The sequence below is a fragment of the Pseudomonas sp. GW821-FHT07G06 genome (assembly GCF_058986625.1).
In genome coordinates this window covers 409,663-431,428 of sequence record NZ_JBYSVW010000001.1, presented here as the reverse complement: position 1 = coordinate 431,428, position 21,766 = coordinate 409,663, and the positions used below count along the sequence as shown (strand labels likewise).

The 21,766-nt window shown below is 61.1% G+C and carries 16 protein-coding genes; 9 read left to right on the top strand and 7 right to left on the bottom strand.

Going from position 1 to position 21,766, the window contains the following annotated elements; genetic code table 11:
- On the top strand, window positions 1–996 hold the full coding sequence (gene araD1 / locus AC3WJW_RS01810; RefSeq protein ID WP_493724919.1) for an AraD1 family protein: 996 nt from the start codon (window positions 1–3) through the stop codon (window positions 994–996).
- Between the two features lie 34 nt (window positions 997–1,030).
- On the top strand, window positions 1,031–2,611 hold the full coding sequence (locus tag AC3WJW_RS01805; RefSeq protein WP_493724918.1) for an aldehyde dehydrogenase (NADP(+)): 1,581 nt from the start codon (window positions 1,031–1,033) through the stop codon (window positions 2,609–2,611).
- Between the two features lie 132 nt (window positions 2,612–2,743).
- On the opposite strand, the gene AC3WJW_RS01800 is transcribed toward AC3WJW_RS01805, so the two are convergent.
- Window positions 2,744–3,652: a DMT family transporter gene (locus tag AC3WJW_RS01800; protein ID WP_126046903.1), complete on the bottom strand. Its 909-nt coding sequence runs from the start codon at window positions 3,650–3,652 to the stop codon at window positions 2,744–2,746.
- Between the two features lie 181 nt (window positions 3,653–3,833).
- Between AC3WJW_RS01800 and aceK the strand changes: the two genes are divergently transcribed.
- From aceK to AC3WJW_RS01785, 3 genes are all read left to right on the top strand, one after another.
- Window positions 3,834–5,552, top strand: a complete 1,719-nt coding sequence (gene aceK, locus AC3WJW_RS01795; RefSeq protein ID WP_102698952.1) for a bifunctional isocitrate dehydrogenase kinase/phosphatase — start codon at window positions 3,834–3,836, stop codon at window positions 5,550–5,552.
- A gap of 188 nt (window positions 5,553–5,740) precedes the next feature.
- Complete coding sequence (gene hrpA, locus AC3WJW_RS01790; RefSeq protein WP_493724917.1) at window positions 5,741–9,652, top strand: ATP-dependent RNA helicase HrpA; 3,912 nt, start codon at window positions 5,741–5,743, stop codon at window positions 9,650–9,652.
- A gap of 344 nt (window positions 9,653–9,996) precedes the next feature.
- The gene (locus AC3WJW_RS01785; protein WP_102698950.1) at window positions 9,997–11,118 is read left to right on the top strand and encodes a beta-ketoacyl-ACP synthase III; all 1,122 of its coding nucleotides are present in this window, start codon (window positions 9,997–9,999) and stop codon (window positions 11,116–11,118) included.
- 230 nt (window positions 11,119–11,348) lie between these two features.
- On the opposite strand, the gene AC3WJW_RS01780 is transcribed toward AC3WJW_RS01785, so the two are convergent.
- Complete coding sequence (locus tag AC3WJW_RS01780; protein WP_102698949.1) at window positions 11,349–12,680, bottom strand: putative porin; 1,332 nt, start codon at window positions 12,678–12,680, stop codon at window positions 11,349–11,351.
- A 280-nt stretch (window positions 12,681–12,960) separates the two neighbouring features.
- Here AC3WJW_RS01780 and AC3WJW_RS01775 point away from each other — a divergent pair, with 280 nt between their 5' ends.
- Window positions 12,961–14,085, top strand: coding sequence for a GNAT family N-acetyltransferase (locus AC3WJW_RS01775; protein ID WP_493724916.1), 1,125 nt, complete (start codon window positions 12,961–12,963; stop codon window positions 14,083–14,085).
- Window positions 14,086–14,103: 18 nt separating this feature from the next.
- Here AC3WJW_RS01775 and aqpZ read toward each other — a convergent pair whose 3' ends face one another.
- From aqpZ to AC3WJW_RS01750, 5 genes are all read right to left on the bottom strand, one after another.
- Complete coding sequence (gene aqpZ, locus AC3WJW_RS01770; protein WP_218477163.1) at window positions 14,104–14,802, bottom strand: aquaporin Z; 699 nt, start codon at window positions 14,800–14,802, stop codon at window positions 14,104–14,106.
- A 296-nt stretch (window positions 14,803–15,098) separates the two neighbouring features.
- Window positions 15,099–16,931, bottom strand: a complete 1,833-nt coding sequence (locus tag AC3WJW_RS01765; protein WP_429395637.1) for an ABC transporter ATP-binding protein — start codon at window positions 16,929–16,931, stop codon at window positions 15,099–15,101.
- A gap of 94 nt (window positions 16,932–17,025) precedes the next feature.
- The gene (locus tag AC3WJW_RS01760) at window positions 17,026–17,583 is read right to left on the bottom strand and encodes a peptidylprolyl isomerase A (RefSeq protein ID WP_007972474.1); all 558 of its coding nucleotides are present in this window, start codon (window positions 17,581–17,583) and stop codon (window positions 17,026–17,028) included.
- Between the two features lie 3 nt (window positions 17,584–17,586).
- Window positions 17,587–18,390, bottom strand: a complete 804-nt coding sequence (locus AC3WJW_RS01755; protein ID WP_493724915.1) for an alpha/beta fold hydrolase — start codon at window positions 18,388–18,390, stop codon at window positions 17,587–17,589.
- 14 nt (window positions 18,391–18,404) lie between these two features.
- Complete coding sequence (locus tag AC3WJW_RS01750; RefSeq protein ID WP_007972479.1) at window positions 18,405–19,328, bottom strand: PA3225 family LysR-type transcriptional regulator; 924 nt, start codon at window positions 19,326–19,328, stop codon at window positions 18,405–18,407.
- Window positions 19,329–19,377: 49 nt separating this feature from the next.
- On the opposite strand from AC3WJW_RS01750, the gene AC3WJW_RS01745 reads away from it, so the two are divergent.
- The 3 genes from AC3WJW_RS01745 to AC3WJW_RS01735 all read left to right on the top strand — a co-directional run bounded on the left by AC3WJW_RS01745 (window position 19,378) and on the right by AC3WJW_RS01735 (window position 21,731).
- The gene (locus tag AC3WJW_RS01745; RefSeq protein WP_007972481.1) at window positions 19,378–19,692 is read left to right on the top strand and encodes a hypothetical protein; all 315 of its coding nucleotides are present in this window, start codon (window positions 19,378–19,380) and stop codon (window positions 19,690–19,692) included.
- 229 nt (window positions 19,693–19,921) lie between these two features.
- Window positions 19,922–20,521 carry an FMN-dependent NADH-azoreductase gene (locus AC3WJW_RS01740; RefSeq protein WP_116580292.1) on the top strand — a complete coding sequence of 200 codons (600 nt, stop codon included), beginning with the start codon at window positions 19,922–19,924 and terminating at the stop codon, window positions 20,519–20,521.
- 343 nt (window positions 20,522–20,864) lie between these two features.
- Window positions 20,865–21,731 carry a carboxylate/amino acid/amine transporter gene (locus AC3WJW_RS01735; RefSeq protein ID WP_493724914.1) on the top strand — a complete coding sequence of 289 codons (867 nt, stop codon included), beginning with the start codon at window positions 20,865–20,867 and terminating at the stop codon, window positions 21,729–21,731.
- Window positions 21,732–21,766 lie beyond the last annotated feature (35 nt).

Sequence of the window (21,766 nt, the reverse complement as noted above, 5' to 3'; positions counted from 1 at the left end):
ATGCGCCTGATTCAGTTTGAAAACAGCGACGGGCAACGCCAGGTTGGCGTGGTTGAGGGCGCTCGGGTCCAGGTGCTGCGCGATACCCGCAGTACCCGTGAACTGGCCCTGGCCGCCATCCGTGCCCAGCGCAGCCTGCAGGAAGAAATTGCCCGGCGCGGCACCGAACCCGGTCCGGATTACGCGCAGCTGTTGCAGCAACACAAGGTCCTGCCGCCGCTGGACCACGAAGACCCGGCCCATTGCCTGATCAGCGGTACCGGCCTGACCCATCTGGGCAGCGCCGCAACGCGGGACAAAATGCACCAGCACGACGGTGAAGTCGAAGCCGGCATGACCGACACCATGCGCATGTTCAAGTGGGGGTTGGAGGGCGGTAAACCGGCGGCGGAGCTGGTCGGTGCGCAACCGGAGTGGTTCTACAAGGGCGACGGCAGCATCGTCGTGCGTCCCGGTGCGGATTTCCCGGTGCCGCCGTTTGCCGAGGACGCCGGTGAGGAGCCGGAACTGACCGGCCTGTATGTGATTGGCGACGACGGCCAGCCGTACCGTGTCGGTTACGCGCTGGGTAACGAGTTCTCCGACCACGTCATGGAGCGGCGCAACTACCTGTATCTCGCTCATTCGAAACTGCGTTGCTGCTCCTTTGGCCCGGAGCTGCGCGTCGGTGAGTTGCCCAGACATCTGGTCGGCACCAGCCGCATCACGCGCAACGGCCAGACGATCTGGGAAAAAGAGTTTCTCAGCGGCGAAGACAACATGTGCCACAGCCTGGCCAATCTCGAATTTCATCACTTCAAGTACGCGCAGTTTTTGCGTCCCGGCGATGTTCACGTGCACTACTTCGGTACCGCCACGCTGTCGTTTGCCGACGGTGTGAAGACCCAGCCGGGGGATAGCTTCCAGATCAGTCTCGATGAGTTCGGTGCGCCTTTGGTCAACGGCATCGGCGAGAGCGCCCAGCCGCTGGCTATCGGTCAGGTACGCACACTCTGACCCCCGTAGGTCTGCAATCGATCAAGGAATCCACATGAGCCTGTTTCCTGGACACAACTACATCGGCGGTCGCCGCAGCGCCAACGGCACGTTGCAGTTGCAAAGCCTCGACGCTACCACCGGCGAACCCTTGCCCGGAACTTTCTTCCAGGCCAGCGAAGCCGAAGTGGATGCCGCTGCCAAGGCGGCGGCTGCGGCATACCCGACCTACCGCAACCTGAGTGCGGAAAAGCGCGCGCGGTTTCTCGACGCCATCGCCGATGAAATCGACGGGTTGGGCGATGAGTTTGTCGCCACCGTGTGTCGCGAGACAGCGTTGCCGGCCGGGCGTATCCAAGGTGAGCGTGGCCGCACCAGCGGCCAGTTGCGCCTGTTCGCCAAGGTGCTGCGTCGCGGCGACTTCTATGGTGCGCGCATCGACCGTGCCTTGCCGGATCGCCAGCCGCTGCCGCGTCCGGATCTGCGTCAGTACCGCATCGCCCTGGGGCCGGTAGCGGTGTTCGGTGCGAGCAACTTCCCGCTGGCCTTTTCCACCGCCGGTGGCGATACCGCCTCGGCACTGGCCGCCGGTTGCCCGGTGGTGTTCAAGGCCCACAGCGGGCACATGGCAACCGCACAGTGGGTGGCTGACGGGATCATCCGGGCCGCGGAAAAAACCGGTATGCCGGCCGGTGTGTTCAACATGATCTACGGCACCGGTGTCGGTGAAGCGCTGGTCAAGCATCCGGCGATTCAGGCGGTGGGCTTCACCGGTTCACTCAAGGGCGGCAATGCCCTGAGCCACATGGCTGCAAATCGGCCGCAGCCGATCCCGGTGTTCGCCGAGATGTCGAGCATCAATCCGGTGTTCCTGCTACCGCAAGCCCTCGAGGTGCGCGGTGAGCAGATCGCGGCGCAATTGGCAGGTTCCGTGACCCTGGGCTGTGGCCAGTTCTGCACCAATCCGGGATTGGTCATTGGTGTGCGCTCGCCGCAGTTCAGTGCTTTTCTTGAGGCGTTCTGCGCCCACATGAACCAGCAGCCGGCGCAAACCATGCTCAATGCCGGCACGCTGGCCAGCTACAACCGGGGCCTTGGCGAACTGCACGAACATCCGGGCCTGAGCCATCTGGCGGGCCGGCCGCAACAGGGCAATCAGGCGCAGCCGCAGGTGTTCAAGGCCGATGCCGGCCTGTTGCTCAAGGGCGATGAATTGCTGCAGGAGGAAGTGTTCGGGCCCACCACCATCGTCATCGAGGTCGAGGATCGGGCGCAGTTGGCGGCAGCATTGCAGGGTTTGCGCGGGCAATTGACCGCGACCTTGATTGGCGAAGCCGACGAACTGCTGGAGTACCGCTGGCTGGCGGAACTGTTGCAAGAGAAGGTCGGGCGGATCCTGCTCAACGGCTATCCGACCGGGGTCGAAGTCTGCGAGTCGATGGTGCATGGCGGGCCGTATCCGGCGACTTCCGACTCGCGGGGCACTTCGGTTGGCACCCTGGCGATCGATCGCTTCCTGCGGCCGGTGTGCTTCCAGAATTATCCGGACGCGCTGCTGCCGGAGGCGTTGCAGAACGGCAATCCGCTGGGGATTCGGCGGCTGGTGGATGGGGAGGTGAGTGATTCAGCCTTGTAGTGCCTGATCTGCCGCTTTCGCGAGCAGGCTCGCTCCCACAAGGGATCTTCGGTGAACACATGATTTGTGAACCCCCGGATCAAATGTGGGAGCGAGCCTGCTCGCGAAGGCGTCATCCGCAACGCAACCATTCTACCGTTCAGCCACCAAACCCGGCTTCACCGCAGCCGGTTTCAACACCAGCCATAACGCCAGCGCAATCAACACCCCGCCATAGATATGCGCCATCGACAGCGGCTCATCGAGAAACAGCGCTCCCCACAACACGCCAAACAGCGGGATCAGGAAGGTCGTGGTCATCGATTTCACCGGACCGATCGAGCTCAGCAGCCGGAAGTAAATAATGTAGGCAAACGCCGTGCAGCCCAGCCCCAAGCCCAGCAACGACAGCCACACGCTCCAGCCGCCCCAGCTCGCCGGTGGCTGGCTGATCACGCTGTAACCGAACAGCGGCAGCAGGAACAAAGTCGCGCCGAGCATGCTGCCCAGTGCCGACAAACGACTATCGAGACCGCCGGCCTGATCGAGCCAGCGGCGGGCCAGGAATCCGGCAAATCCGTAGCACGTGGTGGCGAGCAGGCAGGCGACGGCCCCCATCAGCAGTGCCATATCGAACGCCACCGGACCGGCACGGGTCAGCACGCCCACGCCGAACAACCCCAGGAACACGCCGCCGAGCTTGGCGCCAGTCAGCCTTTCATGGAAAAACAGGCCGCCGATCAGCACGCCCATCAAGGGGGTCGTGGCATTGAAAATCGACGAATAACCGGCAGGCAGCACCTGCGCGGCAACGGAGTACAGGGTCGCCGGGATGCCGGAGTTGATCACCCCGAGCAGCATCACGGTCTTGAGTTTGCCCTTGAAATCCCAGCTGATGCGCATCAGGCCAAGAATCACCAGCAACCCAACGGCGGCAATCGATACGCGGAAAAACGCGGTGGGCAGGGAGCCGATCACCGGGGCGATGATGCGCATGAACAGAAAACTCGCACCCCAAATGGCCGCCAGGGACAGTAAACGGAAAATATCGACGGGGTTCACAGCGCGGTCCTTCCTTAGGGGAGGGGCGAAAGTGTTGCTGAGTGTGTGATCGATGGCAACCGAAAACCGGGCGTTGAACTCTTCAGGGCGTCGATGACGCGGCGTCTGGAAAATTACGCTTCTCCTGCACCCGGTTCACTGGCTAAGCTCAAGCCTCCCGAATTCCCGCAGAGGTCTCACCATGCCGCAGCAATGGCCAGCCGCCGACATCGCCCGTTTGATCCTCGATGGCTTTGACGATTACCGCGAGCATTTCCGGCAGATCACCGACGGTGCCCGGGCCCGCTTCGAACAGGCCCGGTGGCAAGAGACGCAATCGGCGTCGGCGGCGCGGATCAATCTGTACGAAGATAAAGTCAGTGAAACGGTGGAGCGGCTGCGCACCGCGTTTGATGCCGACACCCTGGACGTCAGCTGCTGGCCACTGGTGAAAAGTGCCTACATCAGCCTGATCGACCTGCGCTTCGACGATGAATTGTCCGAGACCTGGTACAACTCGATCTTCTGCGGGCTGTTCAGCCATGACCTGATCAGCGACGGCTGCATGTTCATCCACACCACCCGGCCGAGCCTGCGCCGGGCAAGGGCCGCGCAAACCCGCACCTACAAGCCGCAAGGCCAACTGTCGGCGATGCTTGCCAGCATCTTCGCCGACTACCGCTTCAGCGAGGATTACGCCGACCTGTCCGGTGACCTGAAACGCCTCGAAGCGCAACTGCGCGAGAACCTGCCGGACTGGGTGTGCAAGGACCCGGAGTTGAGCGTCGAGCTGTTTTCCTCGGTGCTGTACCGCAATAAAGGTGCGTACCTGGTGGGGCGCATCTACACCGCCGACGAGCAATGGCCGCTGGCAATTCCGTTGCTGCACCTCGAAGGTCGCGGCATCCAGATCGATGCGCTGATCACCGACGAAGCGGACGTGTCGATCATTTTCTCCTTCACTCGCTCGTACTTCATGGTGGATGTGCCGGTGCCGGCGGAATTCATCGGCTTCCTGCGGCGCATCCTGCCGGGCAAGCACATCGCCGAGCTGTACACCTCGATCGGCTTCTACAAGCACGGCAAGTCGGAGTTCTACCGGGCGCTGATCAATCACCTGGCCAACACCGACGACCAGTTCATCATGGCCCCCGGCGTGCGCGGCATGGTCATGAGCGTGTTCACCCTGCCGGGGTTCAACACCGTGTTCAAAATCATCAAGGACCGTTTCTCGCCGTCGAAAAACGTCGACCGCGCCACGGTGATCGAAAAGTACCGCCTGGTGAAAAGCGTCGACCGCGTCGGGCGCATGGCCGATACCCAGGAATTCGCCGACTTCCGTTTTCCACTGAGCAAGTTCGACCCGGCGTGCCTGGAGGAATTGCTGGACGTCGCGCCGTCCACGGTGTCGGTGGAAGGCGACACGGTACTGATCCGTCACTGCTGGACCGAACGGCGCATGACCCCGCTTAACCTGTACCTGGAAAACGCCAACGAAGCGCAGGTGCGCGAAGCCCTGGAAGATTACGGCCTGGCGATCAAGCAACTGGCGGCGGCCAACATCTTTCCCGGTGACATGCTGCTCAAGAACTTTGGCGTCACCCGTCACGGTCGGGTGGTGTTCTACGACTACGACGAAATCTGCTTTCTCACCGAGGCCAACTTCCGCCACATCCCACAACCGCGCACGCCGGAAGACGAGATGGCGTCCGAACCCTGGTACTCGATCGGGCCGCTGGATGTGTTCCCGGAAGAATTTCCGCCGTTCCTGTTTGCCGACTCGGGGCAGCGCCGGTTGTTCGATCAGTTGCATGGCGAGCTGTACAACGCCGATTACTGGAAGAGCCTGCAGGAGGCGATTCGCGCGGGGAAGGTGATTGATGTGTTCCCGTATCGGCGCAAAGGCCTCGATAACGAGTAGTTCTCTGCGATTGCTTCGCAATCGATCGCGAGCAAGCTCGCTCCCACATTTGACCGTGGCGTGCCCCGATTTTGTGGTCGCTATAGATCCCATGTGGGAGCGAGCTTGCTCGCGATCGGCCGCGCAGCGGTCGTAAAATCTGCGACAATCGCCACCCTGCGCCACTAGACGACTGAATTGCGTACCCGATGACCGACGAATCGCCCTCCATCGACAAACTGCTGAAAAACCTCGATCACGCCATGCTCGCCGACCGCCACCGGCTGCGGCGGCAGTTGCTTGAGCTGCGCAAGAAACCCGACGAGGCCAAGCTCGGCCAGTGGGTGGCGCGCATGCAGGCGTCCTGTGAGCAGGTGCTGGCGCGTCGCGCCAGCCTGCCGGTGATTCGTTACGACGACAGTTTGCCGATTGCCGCCAAGCGCGACGAAATCAAGAAGGCGCTGGAAAAGCACCAGGTGCTGATCATCGCCGGCGAGACCGGTTCGGGTAAAACCACCCAGTTACCGAAGATCTGCCTGGAGATCGGTCGCGGCCAGCATGGCTTGATCGGTCACACCCAACCACGGCGGATCGCGGCGCGCAGCGTGGCCAGCCGGGTTGCCGAAGAACTCGGTACACCGCTGGGTGCACTGGTCGGCTATCAGGTGCGCTTCGAGGACCAGAGCGATTCCAATACCCTGATCAAACTGATGACCGACGGCATCCTGCTGGCGGAAACCCAGAACGACCGCTATTTGGAACGCTACGACACGATCATCGTCGACGAAGCCCACGAACGCAGCCTCAACATCGACTTCCTGCTCGGCTACCTGAAAACCCTGCTGCCGCGCCGCCCGGACCTGAAGGTCATCATCACCTCGGCGACCATCGACCTGGAGCGTTTCTCCAAACACTTCGACGACGCGCCGATTGTCGAGGTGTCCGGCCGTACTTTCCCGGTGGACACTTGGTATCGCCCGCTGACGCTTGAGCAGGACGAAGAGGGTAACCGCGTCGAGGACGACCTGACGGTGGATCAGGCGATCCTCGCCACCCTCGACGAAATCGCCGCTTATGAGCGCAGTGAGCGCCGCAGTCCCGGTGACGTGCTGGTGTTCCTGCCCGGAGAGCGCGAGATTCGCGACGCCGCCGACATGTTGCGCAAGGCCCAGCTCAAACACACTGAAATCCTGCCGTTGTACGCGCGCCTGTCGCCGGCCGAGCAGCAGCGGATTTTCCAGTCGCACCCAGGGCGACGCGTGGTACTGGCGACCAACGTCGCGGAAACCTCGCTGACCGTACCGGGCATCCGCTACGTGATCGACAGCGGCACCGCGCGCATCAGTCGTTACAGCTACCGGGCCAAAGTCCAGCGCCTGCCGATCGAAGCCGTTTCCCAGGCCAGCGCCAACCAGCGCAAGGGCCGTTGCGGACGGGTCGAGCCGGGCATCTGCGTGCGCTTGTACAGCGAAGAGGATTTCCTCGGTCGCCCGGAATTTACCGATCCGGAAATCCTGCGGACCAACCTCGCGGCGGTCATTTTGCAGATGTTGCACCTGCGCCTTGGCGAGGTCAGCGCATTCCCGTTCATCGAGCCGCCGGATGGCAAGGCCATCAGCGACGGTTACAACCTGCTGCAGGAACTCTCGGCGGTGGATCGCAACAGCCAGTTGACGCCCCTCGGTCGCCAATTGGCGCGGCTGCCGGTGGACCCGCGCATGGGGCGCATGTTGCTGGAAGCGGCGAAGCTCGGCAGCTTGCAGGAAGTGCTGATCGTCGCCAGCGCCATGTCGATCCAGGACCCGCGCGAACGGCCACCGGAGCGTCAGCAAGCGGCGGATCAGGCCCACGCCCAGTGGAAAGACGCAGACTCGGACTTCGCCGGTCTGGTCAACCTGTGGCGCGGATTCGAAGAGCAACGCCAGGCGCTGACCGCCAACCCGCTGCGCAACTGGTGCCGCAAGAATTTCCTGAATTACCTGCGCCTGCGCGAATGGCGCGACTCCCATCGCCAGCTGAGCCTGATCTGTCGCGACATGCAGTTGAGCCTCAATAAAGAGCCCGCGGATTACCCGAAACTGCACAAAGCGGTGCTGGTGGGGTTGCTCAGCCAGATCGGCCAGAAAACCGAAGAGGGCGATTACCTTGGCGCGCGTCAGCGGCGGTTCTGGATTCACCCGTCGTCGGGCATCGGCAAGAAGCGTCCGCAGTGGCTGATGACCGCCGAGCTGGTGGAAACCACCAAGCTCTACGCGCGCATGGTGGCGAAGATCGACGCCGACTGGATCGAACCGCTCGCCGGGCACCTGATCAAGAAAAACCACTTCGAACCGCACTGGGAGAAGAAGCGCGGCCAGGTGGTTGCGTTCGAGCAGATCACCCTGTTCGGGTTGATCGTGGTCGGCCGGCGACCGGTGCATTACGGTCCGGTGGACCCGGTGGTTTCGCGCGAATTGTTTATCCGCGAAGCGCTGGTGCGCGGCGAGATTCAGTCCAAGGCCAAGTGCCTGACGGCCAACAAACAGTTGCTGGAACAACTCGACGAACTGGAAGCCAAGGCCCGCCGTCGCGATATCCTGGCTGATGAAGAAACCCTGTACGCCTTCTACGATGCGCGGTTGCCGGCGGAGATCCATCAGACGGCGACTTTCGACAGCTGGTACCGGATCAACAGCCAGAAAGATCCGCAGCTGCTCATCATGCGCGAAGAAGACGTGCTGGCCCGTGAAGCCAGTGAGGTCACCGCGCAGCATTACCCGGATACGCTGCACATCGGCGATCTGGAGTTGGTCCTCAGCTACCACTTCGAGCCCAACCATCCACGGGACGGCGTGACCCTGCGCGTGCCGGCACCGCTGTTGCCGATGCTGCCGCCGGAACGCCTGGACTGGCTGGTGCCGGGTGTCATCGAAGCCAAGTGCATTGCCCTGGTGCGCAACCTGCCCAAGGCCCTGCGCAAGAATTTCGTGCCGGTGCCGGATTTCGTCAAGGCCGCCTTGCAGCGCATGACCTTTGCCGAGGGCTCGCTGCCCCAGGCCTTGGGTCGCGAGTTGCTGCGCATGACCGGTGCGCGGGTCAGCGATGAAGCCTGGGCCGAGGCGGCGCAGCAGGTCGAAAGCCATCTGCGGATGAACCTGGAAATCGTCGACGGCCAGGGCAAGTTCCTCGGTGAGGGGCGCGATCTGGCCGAACTGACGGCGCGTTTCGCCGAAGCCAGCCAGGCCGCATTGGCGGTGCCGCAAACCGCGAAGAGCCAGCAGCCGGTGGAGCCGAAAGTCTTCGCCGCCGTGGCCGAGAAAACCCAGCAGAAGATCGCCGGACTGTCGATGACGGTTTATCCGGCACTGGTGGAAGAAGCCGGCACGGTCAAGGAAGGGCGTTTCTCGACCCCGGCCGAAGCCGAGTTCCAGCATCGCCGTGCCCTGCAACGCCTGCTGATGCAGCAACTGGCCGAGTCGGCAAAATTCCTCCGTGGCAAGTTGCCGGGCCTGACCGAACTGGGCCTGTTGTACCGCGACATGGGGCGTGTCGATGCGCTGGTGGAAGACATTCTGCTGGCCAGCCTCGACAGCTGCATTCTTGAAGGCGAAGACCCGCTACCACGCGATGGCGCCGGATTGGCGTCCCTGGCCGAACGCAAGCGTGGCGCCTGGACCGAGCACGCCGAGCGTGTGGCGAAGCTGACCCTGGAAATCCTCAAGCTCTGGCATGGTCTGCAAAAACGCTTCAAGGGCAAGATCGACCTGGCGCAGGCCGTGGCCCTGAACGACATCAAGCAGCAGCTCAGTCACCTGGTCTATCCGGGGTTTGTCCGGGAAACACCGATGCAGTGGCTCAAGGAATTGCCGCGTTACCTCAAGGCCATTGAGCAGCGTTTCGAAAAAATCGCTGCCCAGGTGCAGCGCGACCGGGTCTGGAGCGGCGAATTGAGCGGCCTGTGGACGCAATACCAGACCCGCGCCAATAAACATGCCCAGGAAGGCAAGCGCGATCCGCAGCTGGAGTTGTATCGCTGGTGGCTGGAGGAGTACCGGGTTTCGCTGTTTGCGCAACAGCTGGGAACCAAGGTGCCGATTTCCGACAAGCGCCTGAACAAGCAGTGGTCGCAAGTCGAACCGTAGGCTCGAGGCTGGTGCAATACCCTGTGGGAGCGAGCTTGCTCGCGATGGGGGCATCACATTCAACATCTATGTTGCCTGTCAGGACGCAATCGCGAGCAAGCTCGCTCCCACAGTTTTGCATGGCCCGCAGGTAGGGTTCATCCAGCAAAAAGGCGCCAAAACCCAATGTTTATGGCAAACTTCGCGCCTATAAACACCGGCCCCGCGGTTTTGAGCCTTCACGGTTACGGGCAGGTCCGGAATAAAGCGATGCCAGGTTTGCGTCCCCTGGATAGGAATAGACCCTTTGTGTGTTGGTACGACGGTGCCAATGCTTTCTGCCTGAACAGATTAGAGACACGACCATGCATAACGTTGTCATCAGTGGCACCGGCCTGTACACCCCGGCCAACAGCATTTCCAATGAAGAGCTGGTCCAGTCTTTCAATACTTACGTCGCGCAATTCAACGCCGACAACGCCGACGCCATCGCACGCGGTGAAGTTCAGGCATTGACCGAGTCCAGCGCCGCATTCATCGAAAAAGCCTCCGGCATCAAGAGCCGCTTTGTCATGGACAAGGACGGCATTCTCGACCCGCAACGCATGGCCCCGCGCCTGCCGGAGCGTTCCAACGACGAGTGGTCGGTGCTGTGCCAGATGGCAATCGGCGCGGCCGAACAAGCCCTGCAGCGTGCCGGCAAGACTGCAGCGGATATCGACGGCGTGATCGTCGCCTGCTCCAACCTGCAACGTGCCTACCCGGCCATTGCCATCGAAGTCCAGGAAGCGCTGGGCATCCAGGGTTTCGGTTTCGACATGAACGTGGCGTGCTCCTCGGCGACCTTCGGTATCCAGACCGCTGCCAACAGCGTGCAACTGGGCCAGGCCCGCGCGGTCCTGATGGTCAACCCGGAAGTCTGCACCGGCCACCTGAACTTCCGTGACCGCGACAGCCACTTCATCTTCGGCGATGCCGCCACCGCGGTGATCATCGAGCGTGCCGACCTGGCGACGTCCAAGTATCAGTTCGACATCGTCAGCACCAAGCTGCTGACCAAGTTCTCCAACAACATCCGCAACAACTTCGGTTTCCTCAACCGCGCGGCGGAAGAGGGCATCGGCGCCAAGGACAAGCTGTTCGTGCAGGAAGGCCGCAAGGTGTTCAAGGAAGTCTGCCCGATGGTGGCCGAGCTGATCGCTGAGCATCTGCAAGAGAACCAGCTCAATATCAGCGACGTGAAACGCTTCTGGCTGCACCAGGCCAACCTCAGCATGAACCACCTGATCGTCAAGAAACTGCTGGGCCGCGATGCGACCGAACAGGAAGCCCCGGTGATTCTCGACACCTACGCCAACACCAGTTCCGCCGGCTCCGTGATTGCGTTCCACAAGAACCAGGACGATCTGGCCGCCGGTTCGCTGGCGGTGCTCAGCTCGTTCGGCGCCGGTTATTCGATCGGTAGCGTGTTGCTGCGCAAGCGCTGAGTCTGTGGCTTAAAAAGATCGCAGCCTGCGGCAGCTCCTACAGGATTGGGTTTCAACGTGATATTGCGGTGAATCCGGTCCTGTAGGAGCTGCCGCAGGCTGCGATCTTTTTTTGCGGGAGAGAAAACAGTCTCGCGTCGATGCATCGGAGGATGATGGGGACCGATACATCAACGCCAGGCTGTAAAAGGGGCCCGGGCTTCCTTGCCCGAGTCGTGTAGCGGGGTGAATCAGAACTTGGCTTCGGCATCCAGTTGCAGGGTGTTGATGTCCGAATCCTTCTTGTTGATGTTGGCGTTGGTCTGGTCCGAGGTCGCCATGTAGTAGGTCGCGCCCAGGGCAAAGTTCTTGTCCAGGTCGTAGCTCACTTTCAGCTTGCTGCCGCGCGAACCGGTGAAGCCGTTGGCGAAGTCGGAGTCGGTGAAGGCACCCACCACAGCGTTACGCTGCACATCGCGGTAGTTGTAGTCCACGTTGAAGCCGTAGAGCTTGGACTTCACACCGGCCAGCCAGCCAGTGTCCTGGTCGTTGCTGGCATCGGTGTTGTTGACGTACTGACCGTAGATCGACAGTGGAACTGGCAGGTTGCTGAAGTCCAGCTGACCAAAGCCTTCGTACAGTTTGAACTGTTCGCCCGGGCTGTTGCCGTTGACGGCCAGTGCGCATGGCGCAGTAACGGTACCCGAGGTCGGGCAGGCGCTGCTGTCATCGTTGTCGTAGGCGTAGAGACTACCGCCCAAGGTCATTTTCATGCTGTCGGTGATGGCGAAGCGCGCACCCAACTGGCCTGCGTACAGACGCAGGTCGTGCTTGAATTGCACGCCTTCGCCGTCGACGTTGTCCTTGAGGGTGTAGTGACCGGCGCTACCGAACAGCTCGGTGCTGCCGCTCAACGGGTATTTGTAGGTGACGGCCAGGCCTTCCGGGTTGATGTCGCTATCCCAGATGATGTCGCCCATGCTCACCCATTGTTGCGGCATCTTGCCGCCAACCAGGTGCAGGTTCTTGATCGCGTCCGGGTGGTAGTCGATGTAACCCTGGTCCAGCCAGATCTGCTTCTTGTCGAAGTAGTTGTTCAGGTCCTGGTTGGTCGAGCGCGCGTCGTCGTTGCTGCCGGTGGCGATACGGATGCCGGTGTCGACCTGCGGGTTGATTTCGCTGTAGGCACCCAGGCGGGCACGAATGCGCTGACGATCCTGGTCCTTGTTGTTTGGCACGCCATCGTTGTGGACGTTTTCCTGACGGAAGCGCACGTCGCCCTTGAACTGGGTCTTGGCAGCCCATGCAAGCTTCTGGTCGAAGGCGCTCAGTGTGTCGGTTTTCTTCGCGGTGGCCGCGATTTGCTCGTTGGTCTCTTGCTGAGCCTGACGGGCAATCTGCTGTTCTTTCTGATCCCTGGCCAGCTCGGCTTGCAGTTCGCTGTACTGCGCGTTGGTGATCGAGCCGTTAGCCTTGAGCATGTCGAGCAGTTTGGCGTCGACTGCGGCACTGGCCGGAACACTCATGGCCAGCAACAGGCCACCGCACAAGGCCGCCGCAGTTTTCGTGGAAGCAAGACGCATATCAATCTCCGAAGATGAGAGGGGATGACAGAGCCATCCGGGGCACAACCGACCGTAAGGGGCGGAAAACTGTGGCCGGGTATAACCCGGCGCTCTAAAAACAGGCGCCAGTATCGCGATGGTTTATTACAGGGCGGTGGCAATGTGATGTCATGTCCATGACGATACAAAGCTGCCGTGAACCATTGAGTTAGAGCGCTGTCGTCGCTTTGCCCGTGTGCAAAGTGGAGCGATAGGCGATACTCGCGGGGCTTTCACGCCATGAAGAGTGAGGACGGTGATGCCGTTGCAACGCCTGCAAAAACTGTCAGAAATCGCCCCGCAGACCTGGGATGCCATGGTGCCGGAGAGCCAGCCTTTTCTGTGTCACGCTTTTTTGAGCGCACTGGAAGACAGCGGCAGTGTCGGCCCCCATTCCGGCTGGCAGCCGGAGCATCTGCTGCACGTTGAAGGTGAGCGCCTGATTGCCGCGCTGCCTGGTTATCGCAAGTGGCATTCCTACGGCGAGTACGTGTTCGATCACGCCTGGGCCGATGCCTGCGAACGCGCCGGCATCGATTACTACCCCAAACTGTTGAGCGCGGTGCCGTTCAGTCCGGTCAGCGGGCCGCGGCTGTTGGCGGCCACGGTCGAAGACGGTTTCGAACTGTTGAAAAGCCTGCCGGGCTATCTTGAACTCGAAGGGCTTTCCAGCGCCCACATCAACTTCACCGATCCATTCACCGATGCGGCATTGAGCGAACAGCCCGGTTGGCTGCAGCGCGTTGGCTGTCAGTATCACTGGCAGAATCGCGGCTACCGGGATTTCCAGGACTTCCTCGACGTGCTCAGTTCGCGCAAGCGCAAACAGATGCGCAAGGAGCGTGAGCAGGTGGCCGGCCAGGGCTTCGAGTTTGAATGGCTGGAGGGGCGGGAGCTGAGTCAGGCGCAATGGGATTTCGTCTATGCCTGCTACGCCAATACGTACGCGGTGCGCCGGCAAAGGCCGTATCTGACGCGGGAGTTTTTCAGCCTGTTGGCCGAACGCATGCCGGAGTCGATTCGTGTGGTACTGGCCAGGCAGGGTTCACGGCCAGTGGCGATGGCGTTCAGTCTGGTGGGGGGCGACAGCTTTTATGGCCGTTACTGGGGATGCCTGGCGGAGTTCGATCGCCTGCATTTCGAGACCTGTTTCTACCAGGGGATGGACTACGCCATCGCCAACGGTTTCCAGCGTTTCGATGCCGGTGCGCAAGGCGAGCACAAACTGATTCGTGGATTCGAGCCCGTCATCACCCATTCCTGGCACTACCTGCGGCATCCGGGGTTGAAGGCGGCGGTGAAAGACTTTTTGGAGCAGGAGCGGCTGGGAGTGTTGGCTTATGCAGAGGATGCGAAGTCAGCCTTGCCTTATCGACAAGGCTGATCTTCACCGTATGGCGTGTCAGTTGTCTTCCTTGCCCAGCCAGCGATACAGCACGCCGCCGACCACTGCGCCGAGCAGGGGGGCGACCCAGAACATCCACAGTTGTTGAATCGCCCAGCCGCCGACGATCAGCGCCGGGCCGGTGCTGCGCGCGGGATTGACCGAGGTGTTGGTGACCGGGATCGAGATCAGGTGGATCAGCGTCAGCCCCAGGCCGATGGCGATCGGCGCCAGTCCTGCCGGTGCACGTTTATCGGTGGCGCCGAGGATGATCAGGATGAACATCGCGGTCATCACCAGTTCACAGACAAATCCTGCTGCCATCGAATAGCCGCCAGGCGAGTGTTCGCCGTAGCCGTTGGAAGCAAGACCTCCCGCCAGTTCGAAACCGGGTTTGCCGCTGGCAATGAAGTACAGCAGGGCGGCAGCAATCACGCCGCCAATGACCTGGGCAATGATGTAGGCCGGCAACTCCTTGGCCGGAAACCGCCCACCCACCACCAGGCCGAGGGATACCGCAGGATTGAGATGACAGCCGGAAATATGGCCGATGGCGAAGGCCATGGTCAGCACGGTCAGGCCAAACGCGAAGGACACCCCGAGCAAGCCGATCCCCACCTCTGGAAAAGCCGCCGCCAACACCGCACTGCCGCAACCACCCAATACCAGCCAGAACGTACCTACCAACTCAGTCGCCGAACGTTTTAACAGAGACATAAGAGAGTGCCCTTTCGAGATTATGCTGCCTTGAGCCTCCAGCCGATGGACTGCAGAACCACCTCCAGAACGTTGAAGTGAGTACAGCACGGTTTTTTCAGAATTCCAGCAGGCATAAAAAACCGCCAGGCCCCGTTGTTGACGGGGCCTGGCGGTTTTTTCAATCTTCGGTATGACGCTTATCCCTGTGGGAGCGAGCTTGCTCGCGATAGCGGTGGATCAGACGCCATTTCTGTCGACTGACACTCCGTCATCGCGAGCAAGCTCGCTCCCACAGGGGGGTGTTGTTCCGGGACTCAATCGATCCCGACAAACCCACCGGTCTGGTGTTGCCACAACCGCGCATACAAGCCGCCATGGGCGAGCAACTCGGCGTGGGTTCCGGTTTCGGCGATCTTGCCGTTTTCCAGCACCACCAGCCGGTCCATCCGGGCGATGGTCGAGAGCCGGTGAGCGATGGCGATCACGGTCTTGCCCTGCATCAGGGTTTCGAGACTTTCCTGGATCGCCGCTTCGACTTCCGAATCCAACGCCGAGGTGGCTTCGTCCATGATCAGGATCGGCGCGTCCTTGAGCAGCACACGGGCAATGGCGATGCGCTGGCGCTGGCCACCGGAAAGTTTCACCCCGCGCTCACCGACATGGGCATCGAAACCGCTACGGCCTTCGGCGTCCGACAGTGCAGGAATGAATCCGTCAGCCCGGGCCTTGTGCACCGCTTCCCAGAGCTGGGCGTCGGTGGCGTCGGGTTTGCCGTACAGCAGGTTGTCACGGATCGAGCGGTGCAGCAGGGAGGTGTCCTGGGTGATCATGCCGATGCGCTCGCGCAGGCTTTCCTGGCTGACGTCGGCGATGTTCTGGCCGTCGATCAGGATGCGTCCGCCTTCGACGTCGTACAGGCGCAACAGCAGGTTCACCAAGGTCGATTTGCCGGCGCCGGACGGGCCGATCAGGCCGATTTTTTCGCCAGCCTTGATGGTCAGGTTGAGGCCGCCGATGATCCCGCTCTGCTTGCCGTAGTGGAAGTCCACCTGCTCGAAACGCACTTCTCCACGGGCTACCGCCAGGGGTTTGGCCTGGTCGCGGTCGGTGACGCTGACCGGTTGCGAGATGGTCTGCAGGCCATCCTGCACCATGCCGATGTTTTCGAAGATGCCGGTCACCACCCACATGATCCAGCCGGACATGTTGACGATGCGGATCACCAGGCCGGTGGCCAGGGCGATTGCCCCCACGCTGATCAGCGACTGCGTCCACAGCCACAGGGCCAGACCGGTGGTGCAGACGATCAGCAGGCCGTTCATGCTGGTGATGACCACGTCCATGCTGGTGACCACGCGGCCGGCCAGTTGGGCTTTTTCGGTCTGTTCCTTGATCGCTTCGCGGGCGTATTGCTGCTCGAAGTTAGTGTGGGCGAACAGCTTCAGGGTGGTGATGTTGGTGTAGCCGTCGACAATCCGCCCCATGAGTTTGGAGCGCGCATCGGACGCCACCACCGAGCGATCCTTGACCCGTGGCACGAAGTACCAGAGGGCGCCGATGAAGGCGAAGATCCACGTCAGCAGCGGGATCATCAGGCGCCAGTCGGCTTCGGCGAACAGCACCAGCGAACTGATGGCGTAGATCAGCACATGCCACAACGCATCCACCGCTTGCACGGCGGAGTCACGCAGCGAGTTGCCGGTTTGCATGATGCGCTGGGCGATGCGCCCGGCGAAGTCGTTCTGGAAGAAATTCAGGCTCTGCTTGAGCACGTAGCTGTGGTTCTGCCAGCGGATCATGCTGGTCATGCTGGGGCTCAGGGTCTGGTGCACCAGCAGGTCATGCAGGCCCACGAATATGGGGCGCAGCACCAGCGCCACCACCACCATCCAGGTCAGTTCGAGGGCATGTTCCTGGAACAGATTGATGTTCGGCGTACCTTGGGCCAGGTCGATGATGCGGCTCAGGTAGCTGAACAGCGCTACCTCGATCAATGCACCAATCAGGCCGACGATCAGCAGGGCGGCGAAGCTCGGCCAGACCTGCTTGAGGTAATAGGTATAAAAAGGGAAAACCCGGTCCGGCGGAGACGCCGTCGGTGCTTCACGGAAAACATCGATCAGTTTTTCAAAACGGCGATAAAGCATGGGTTGTTCGCCCGCGAGCGGGCTCTCCTTTTAACGTTTTGAGCGTTGCCGGCAAACGCCGGCAACGGCTCGGACATCCTTGTCCAGCTTAGTCTCAGTCGATGCGCTTGGCCGACTTGATGAACACCGGGTCGGCCGGCACGTCCTTCATGCCGCTACGAACGGTGGTTGGCGAATTGACGATGATGTCGACCACGTCCATGCCTTTGACCACTTTGCCGAACACGGCGTAGCCGTCACCCTGGTCAAGGAAGTCGTTGTCCTTGACGTTGATGAAGAACTGGCTGGTGGCCGAGTCAGGCACCGAGGTACGGGCCATGGACAAGGTGCCGCGAACGTTGACCAGGCCGTTGTTGTGTTCGTTCTTGATCGGCGCCTTGGTGTCTTTTTGCTGCATGGCCTGGGTGAAACCACCGCCCTGAACCATGAAGCCGGGGATCACGCGGTGGAAAATCGTGTTGTTGTAGAAGCCGCTGTCGACGTACTCAAGGAAGTTCTTGGTACTGATCGGCGCCTTGACCGGGTCCAGTTCGATTTCGATCTGGCCGTTGGTGGTTTCCAGCAAAACGTGCGGCGCCTTGGCGGGCGTTGCGGCCATCAGGTTGGCGGCAAACAGGACGGTGCCAGCGGCGAGGGCGATTTTTTTCAGCATGGGTCAGTGATCCTGAGTGGTGGTGTCGACTGCAGTCAGAAAATCCAGCAGCGTTTGGTTGAAGTGTTCCGGCTGGTCCAGCGGCGTGGCGTGGCGTGAATCGGCGATCACCACCAGCCGCGCATCGGGCAGCAGTCTTACGTAGTTTTCCTTCAGCGCCACCGGTGTGTAGTCACGGTCGGCACTGACGATCAGGGTTGGACAGGTGACCTTGGAAAGTCGTTCCTGGACCCCCCAGCCAACAATGGCATTGAAGCTGGCGAGATAAGCATGTTTGTCGTTTTTTGCCCAGCGCTCGGCCATTTTTTGTCGCAAGTCGGCCTGCTCGGGCTTCGGGAACAACTTGCTGCCCAATGCCTTGCCGATGGTGCGCAGGCTGAGTGCATGCATCAGGCTCCAGCGCTTGAACCACTGCCAGTAATCGTCGCGGCTGCGCAGTTTGACCTCTGGCGCACTGTTGACGATGCACAGGCTCTTGAGCAGTGTCGGCTGGTCCACACCCAGCTGGAAGCCGATCATGCCGCCCATGGACAAACCGACATAGTGTGCCGGACCGAGATTGAGGTGCTCGATCAGCGCGATCAGGTCAGCGCTGAAACCGGCAATGCTGTAGCGCTCCCGGGGTTTGTCCGAACGGCCGTGACCGCGTACATCCGGGACGATCACCCGGTAGCGGGTGGCCAGTGCCGGGATCTGCTTTTCCCAGTCCAGGGTGCTGGAACCGAGGCCGTGGACCAGCAGCAGCGGCGTGCCGTGGCCATATTCCTCATAGTGCAGGTTGCAACCTTCGTGTTCGAAATAGGCCATGCATACACTCCGTGTCAGGCTTGTTCGGGGGCGGCGAACGGGGCGTCCAGTGGTGCGGTGTCAAAGGTGCGCAGCAGTTCGATGAGAATCTGCGTGGCCGGTCCCAGCGGTTTGTCCTTGTTCGAATACAGGTAGAAGCTCGGGTTGCGGCTACCGCCCTGATCCAACGGTAGCAGCTTGAGCGTACCTTCCTTGAGTTCCCGTTCGATCAGGTGCCGGGGCAACCAGGCAAAACCCAGGCCGCTGCTGACGAAGGTCGCGGCGGTGGCCAGGCTGCCGACGGTCCAGCGCTGTTCGGCTCCGAGCCAGCCGACGTCCCGTGGTTGCTGGCGGCCCGAGTCGCGGATCACCACTTGCATCTGGCTTTCCAGATCCTGGAAGCTCAGTTCGCGGTTGAGGCGGTGCAGGGGATGCTCCGGGTGGGCGACCGCAACGAACTCGACGTCGCTCAATTCCGCGCCCAGGTAACCGGGAATACTGAAGCCCGTGATGGCCAGGTCGGCGACGCCTTCGAGCAGGACTTCCTCCACGCCCGACAGCACTTCCTCACGCAGGCGCACCCGGCAGCCACGGCTTTGCGGCATGAACGCGGTCAAGGCGCGGACGAGGCGGGCGCTTGGGTAAGCGGCATCGACCACCAGGCGCACTTCGGCTTCCCAGCCCTGTTCCATATGATGGGCCAGGTCTTCGAGTTGGCTGGCCTGTTTCACCAGTTGCCGGGAGCGGCGCAACAGCACGCCGCCGGCTTCGGTCAGCACGGCCTTGCGTCCGTCGATGCGCAGCAGCGGCACGCCGAGCTGATCCTGCATGCGTGCCACGGTGTAGCTGACCGATGATTGCGAGCGATGCAGCGCCTCGGCGGCCTGGGCGAAACCACCGTGATCGACCACGGCTTGCAGCGTTCGCCATTGATCAAGGGTCACGCGGGGCGCTTTCATGTTGAGCTCCTCTTGTCCTAAGCTGGCAACCCTTACTGGAGGCTGCTGAATGAAAAAAATCTGTTGTGTGCTGCTGGCGCTGCTGCCGCTGACGGCGATGGCTTACCCGATCGATGTGAAGAAAGACCTGAACGGCATGAAGATCGATTACCAGACCTACGACACGGATAGCGACATCGGCTCCATCCAGGTGGCCAACTACGGCGACGTCGATGCAAGCTGCAAGGCCGTCTTCATCAATGGCCCGGAAGCCCCGCGTACCCGCAAGATCGACGTACCGGCCGGCAAGCACAAAAATGCCACCGCCAAATTCAGCCGCAACATCATCAAGCTGCGTATCGAGCTGAGCTGCACCCCGAAATGACGGCAATCTTCTGTGGGAGCGAGCCTGCTCGCGAAGGCGGTGTGTCATTCAACGTTGATGTCGACTGACGCGGCCTATTCGCGAGCAGGCTCGCTCCCACAGGGTATGTTGAGCTTATAAACGAATTTATTGATGGGTTATAGCAGTTATTTGCGCTTTTTCATCGATATGACTCTGTTTAACCTTCTCTCCATCGACCTACAGCATTCTCAGATGGAGGCTACATCCCATGTCCCGCGTTCTGATCATCGAAAGCAGTGCCCGTCAGCAAGACTCGGTTTCCCGTCAACTGACCCAGACCTTCATCAGCCAGTGGAAAGCCGCTCACCCGAATGACCAGATCACTGTCCGGGACCTGGCCGTCAAGCCGGTGCCGCACCTGGATATCAACCTGCTGGGTGGCTGGATGAAACCCGCCGAGCAGCGCAGCGACATCGAACAGGCGTCCCTGGAACGCTCCAACCAGTTGACCGACGAATTGCTCGCCGCCGATGTACTGGTCATGGCCGCACCCATGTACAACTTTGCGATCCCCAGCACCCTGAAAGCCTGGCTCGACCACGTGCTGCGTGCCGGCGTGACCTTCAAGTACACCGAAACCGGTCCGCAAGGCCTCCTCACAGGCAAGCGCGCCTATGTGTTGACGGCTCGGGGCGGCATCTATGCCGGCAGCACCGCCGATCACCAGGAACCGTACCTGCGTCAGGTCATGGGCTTCATCGGCATCCACGACGTGACGTTCATCCACGCCGAAGGCATGAACCTGGGCGGTGACTTCCAGGAGAAAGGCCTGAACCAGGCGAACGCCAGGCTTGCGCAAGTGGCCTGACCCGTTAATCGCCAGATAATCGCTGGATGGTCTAGTGACCTGGCGCAACCCTTCAAGCCTGTATGCGCATCGAACCTCCCTTCGCACTTTTTGCTCCTGAGTGCTCTGGCCCGATTGAACGCTTTAGCGAGATCGGGCTTTTTTTTGCCTGTGATTTAACAGACACCTGCACAGTCTTCTGTGGGAGCGAGCCTGCTCGCGAAAGCGCCGGCACATCCAACATCAATGTGTCTGACCCGCCTTCTTCGCGAGCAGGCTCGCTCCCACAGGTTTTGTATTAGCTGACTGTTCGCGATCAGTAACAAAACCCGCTATCGTCGCCGCCATTCAAAACGAGGCGAGCATGGGCTATCTACTTTTTGTCACGCTGATCCAGGCGTTTTCCTTCAGTTTGATCGGCGAGTACCTGGCCGGTCATGTCGACAGTTACTTCGCAGTGCTGGTGCGAGTGCTCCTGGCCGGGCTGGTGTTCATTCCACTGACCCGCTGGCGCTCGGTGGAGCCGGCGTTCATGCGCGGCATGCTGCTGATCGGCGCCTTGCAGTTCGGCGTGACCTACGTCTGCCTGTACCTGAGCTTTCGCGTACTGACGGTGCCGGAAGTGCTGCTGTTCACCATCCTCACGCCGCTGCACGTGACCCTGATCGAAGATGCGCTGAATCGTCGCTTCAATCCCTGGGCCCTGGTCGCGGCGCTGGTGGCGGTGGCGGGGGCGGCGGTGATTCGCTTTGACCGGATCAACCCGGACTTCTTCATGGGGTTCCTGTTGCTGCAACTGGCCAACTTCACCTATGCCGCCGGGCAGGTGCTGTACAAACACCTGGTTGCCCGCCACCCGAGCGATCTGCCGCATTACCGACGCTTCGGCTATTTCTATCTCGGCGCACTGGCGGTGGCGTTGCCGGCGTTCCTGCTGTTCGGCAAACAGAACTTCCTGCCCGAAGCGCCTTTGCAATGGGGCGTGCTGTTGTTCCTCGGTCTGATCTCCACTGCGCTGGGTTTGTATTGGTGGAACAAGGGCGCGTGCATGGTGAATGGCGGGACCCTGGCGGTGATGAACAACCTGCACGTGCCCGTGGGCTTGCTGATCAATCTGCTGATCTGGAATCAGCATGAAGAACTGGGGCGATTGTTGCTCGGCGGTTCGGTGATTTTGCTGGCGGTGTGGATCAGTCGGTTGGGCATTAGTAAGGGCGCACAACCTGCGTAGGAGCTGCCGCAGGCTGCGATCTTTTGATTTCAAGA

What these genes read in the sequence shown, in the direction of transcription:
- araD1 (WP_493724919.1), top strand. Translation starts at nt 1, where the DNA reads ATGCGCCTGATTCAGTTTGAAAACAGCGACGGGCAACGCCAGGTTGGC.
- AC3WJW_RS01805 (WP_493724918.1), top strand. Translation starts at nt 1,031, where the DNA reads ATGAGCCTGTTTCCTGGACACAACTACATCGGCGGTCGCCGCAGCGCC.
- aceK (WP_102698952.1), top strand. Translation starts at nt 3,834, where the DNA reads ATGCCGCAGCAATGGCCAGCCGCCGACATCGCCCGTTTGATCCTCGAT.
- hrpA (WP_493724917.1), top strand. Translation starts at nt 5,741, where the DNA reads ATGACCGACGAATCGCCCTCCATCGACAAACTGCTGAAAAACCTCGAT.
- AC3WJW_RS01785 (WP_102698950.1), top strand. Translation starts at nt 9,997, where the DNA reads ATGCATAACGTTGTCATCAGTGGCACCGGCCTGTACACCCCGGCCAAC.
- AC3WJW_RS01780 (WP_102698949.1), bottom strand. Translation starts at nt 12,680, where the DNA reads ATGCGTCTTGCTTCCACGAAAACTGCGGCGGCCTTGTGCGGTGGCCTG.
- AC3WJW_RS01775 (WP_493724916.1), top strand. Translation starts at nt 12,961, where the DNA reads ATGCCGTTGCAACGCCTGCAAAAACTGTCAGAAATCGCCCCGCAGACC.
- aqpZ (WP_218477163.1), bottom strand. Translation starts at nt 14,802, where the DNA reads ATGTCTCTGTTAAAACGTTCGGCGACTGAGTTGGTAGGTACGTTCTGG.
- AC3WJW_RS01765 (WP_429395637.1), bottom strand. Translation starts at nt 16,931, where the DNA reads ATGCTTTATCGCCGTTTTGAAAAACTGATCGATGTTTTCCGTGAAGCA.
- AC3WJW_RS01760 (WP_007972474.1), bottom strand. Translation starts at nt 17,583, where the DNA reads ATGCTGAAAAAAATCGCCCTCGCCGCTGGCACCGTCCTGTTTGCCGCC.
- AC3WJW_RS01755 (WP_493724915.1), bottom strand. Translation starts at nt 18,390, where the DNA reads ATGGCCTATTTCGAACACGAAGGTTGCAACCTGCACTATGAGGAATAT.
- AC3WJW_RS01750 (WP_007972479.1), bottom strand. Translation starts at nt 19,328, where the DNA reads ATGAAAGCGCCCCGCGTGACCCTTGATCAATGGCGAACGCTGCAAGCC.
- AC3WJW_RS01745 (WP_007972481.1), top strand. Translation starts at nt 19,378, where the DNA reads ATGAAAAAAATCTGTTGTGTGCTGCTGGCGCTGCTGCCGCTGACGGCG.
- AC3WJW_RS01740 (WP_116580292.1), top strand. Translation starts at nt 19,922, where the DNA reads ATGTCCCGCGTTCTGATCATCGAAAGCAGTGCCCGTCAGCAAGACTCG.
- AC3WJW_RS01735 (WP_493724914.1), top strand. Translation starts at nt 20,865, where the DNA reads ATGGGCTATCTACTTTTTGTCACGCTGATCCAGGCGTTTTCCTTCAGT.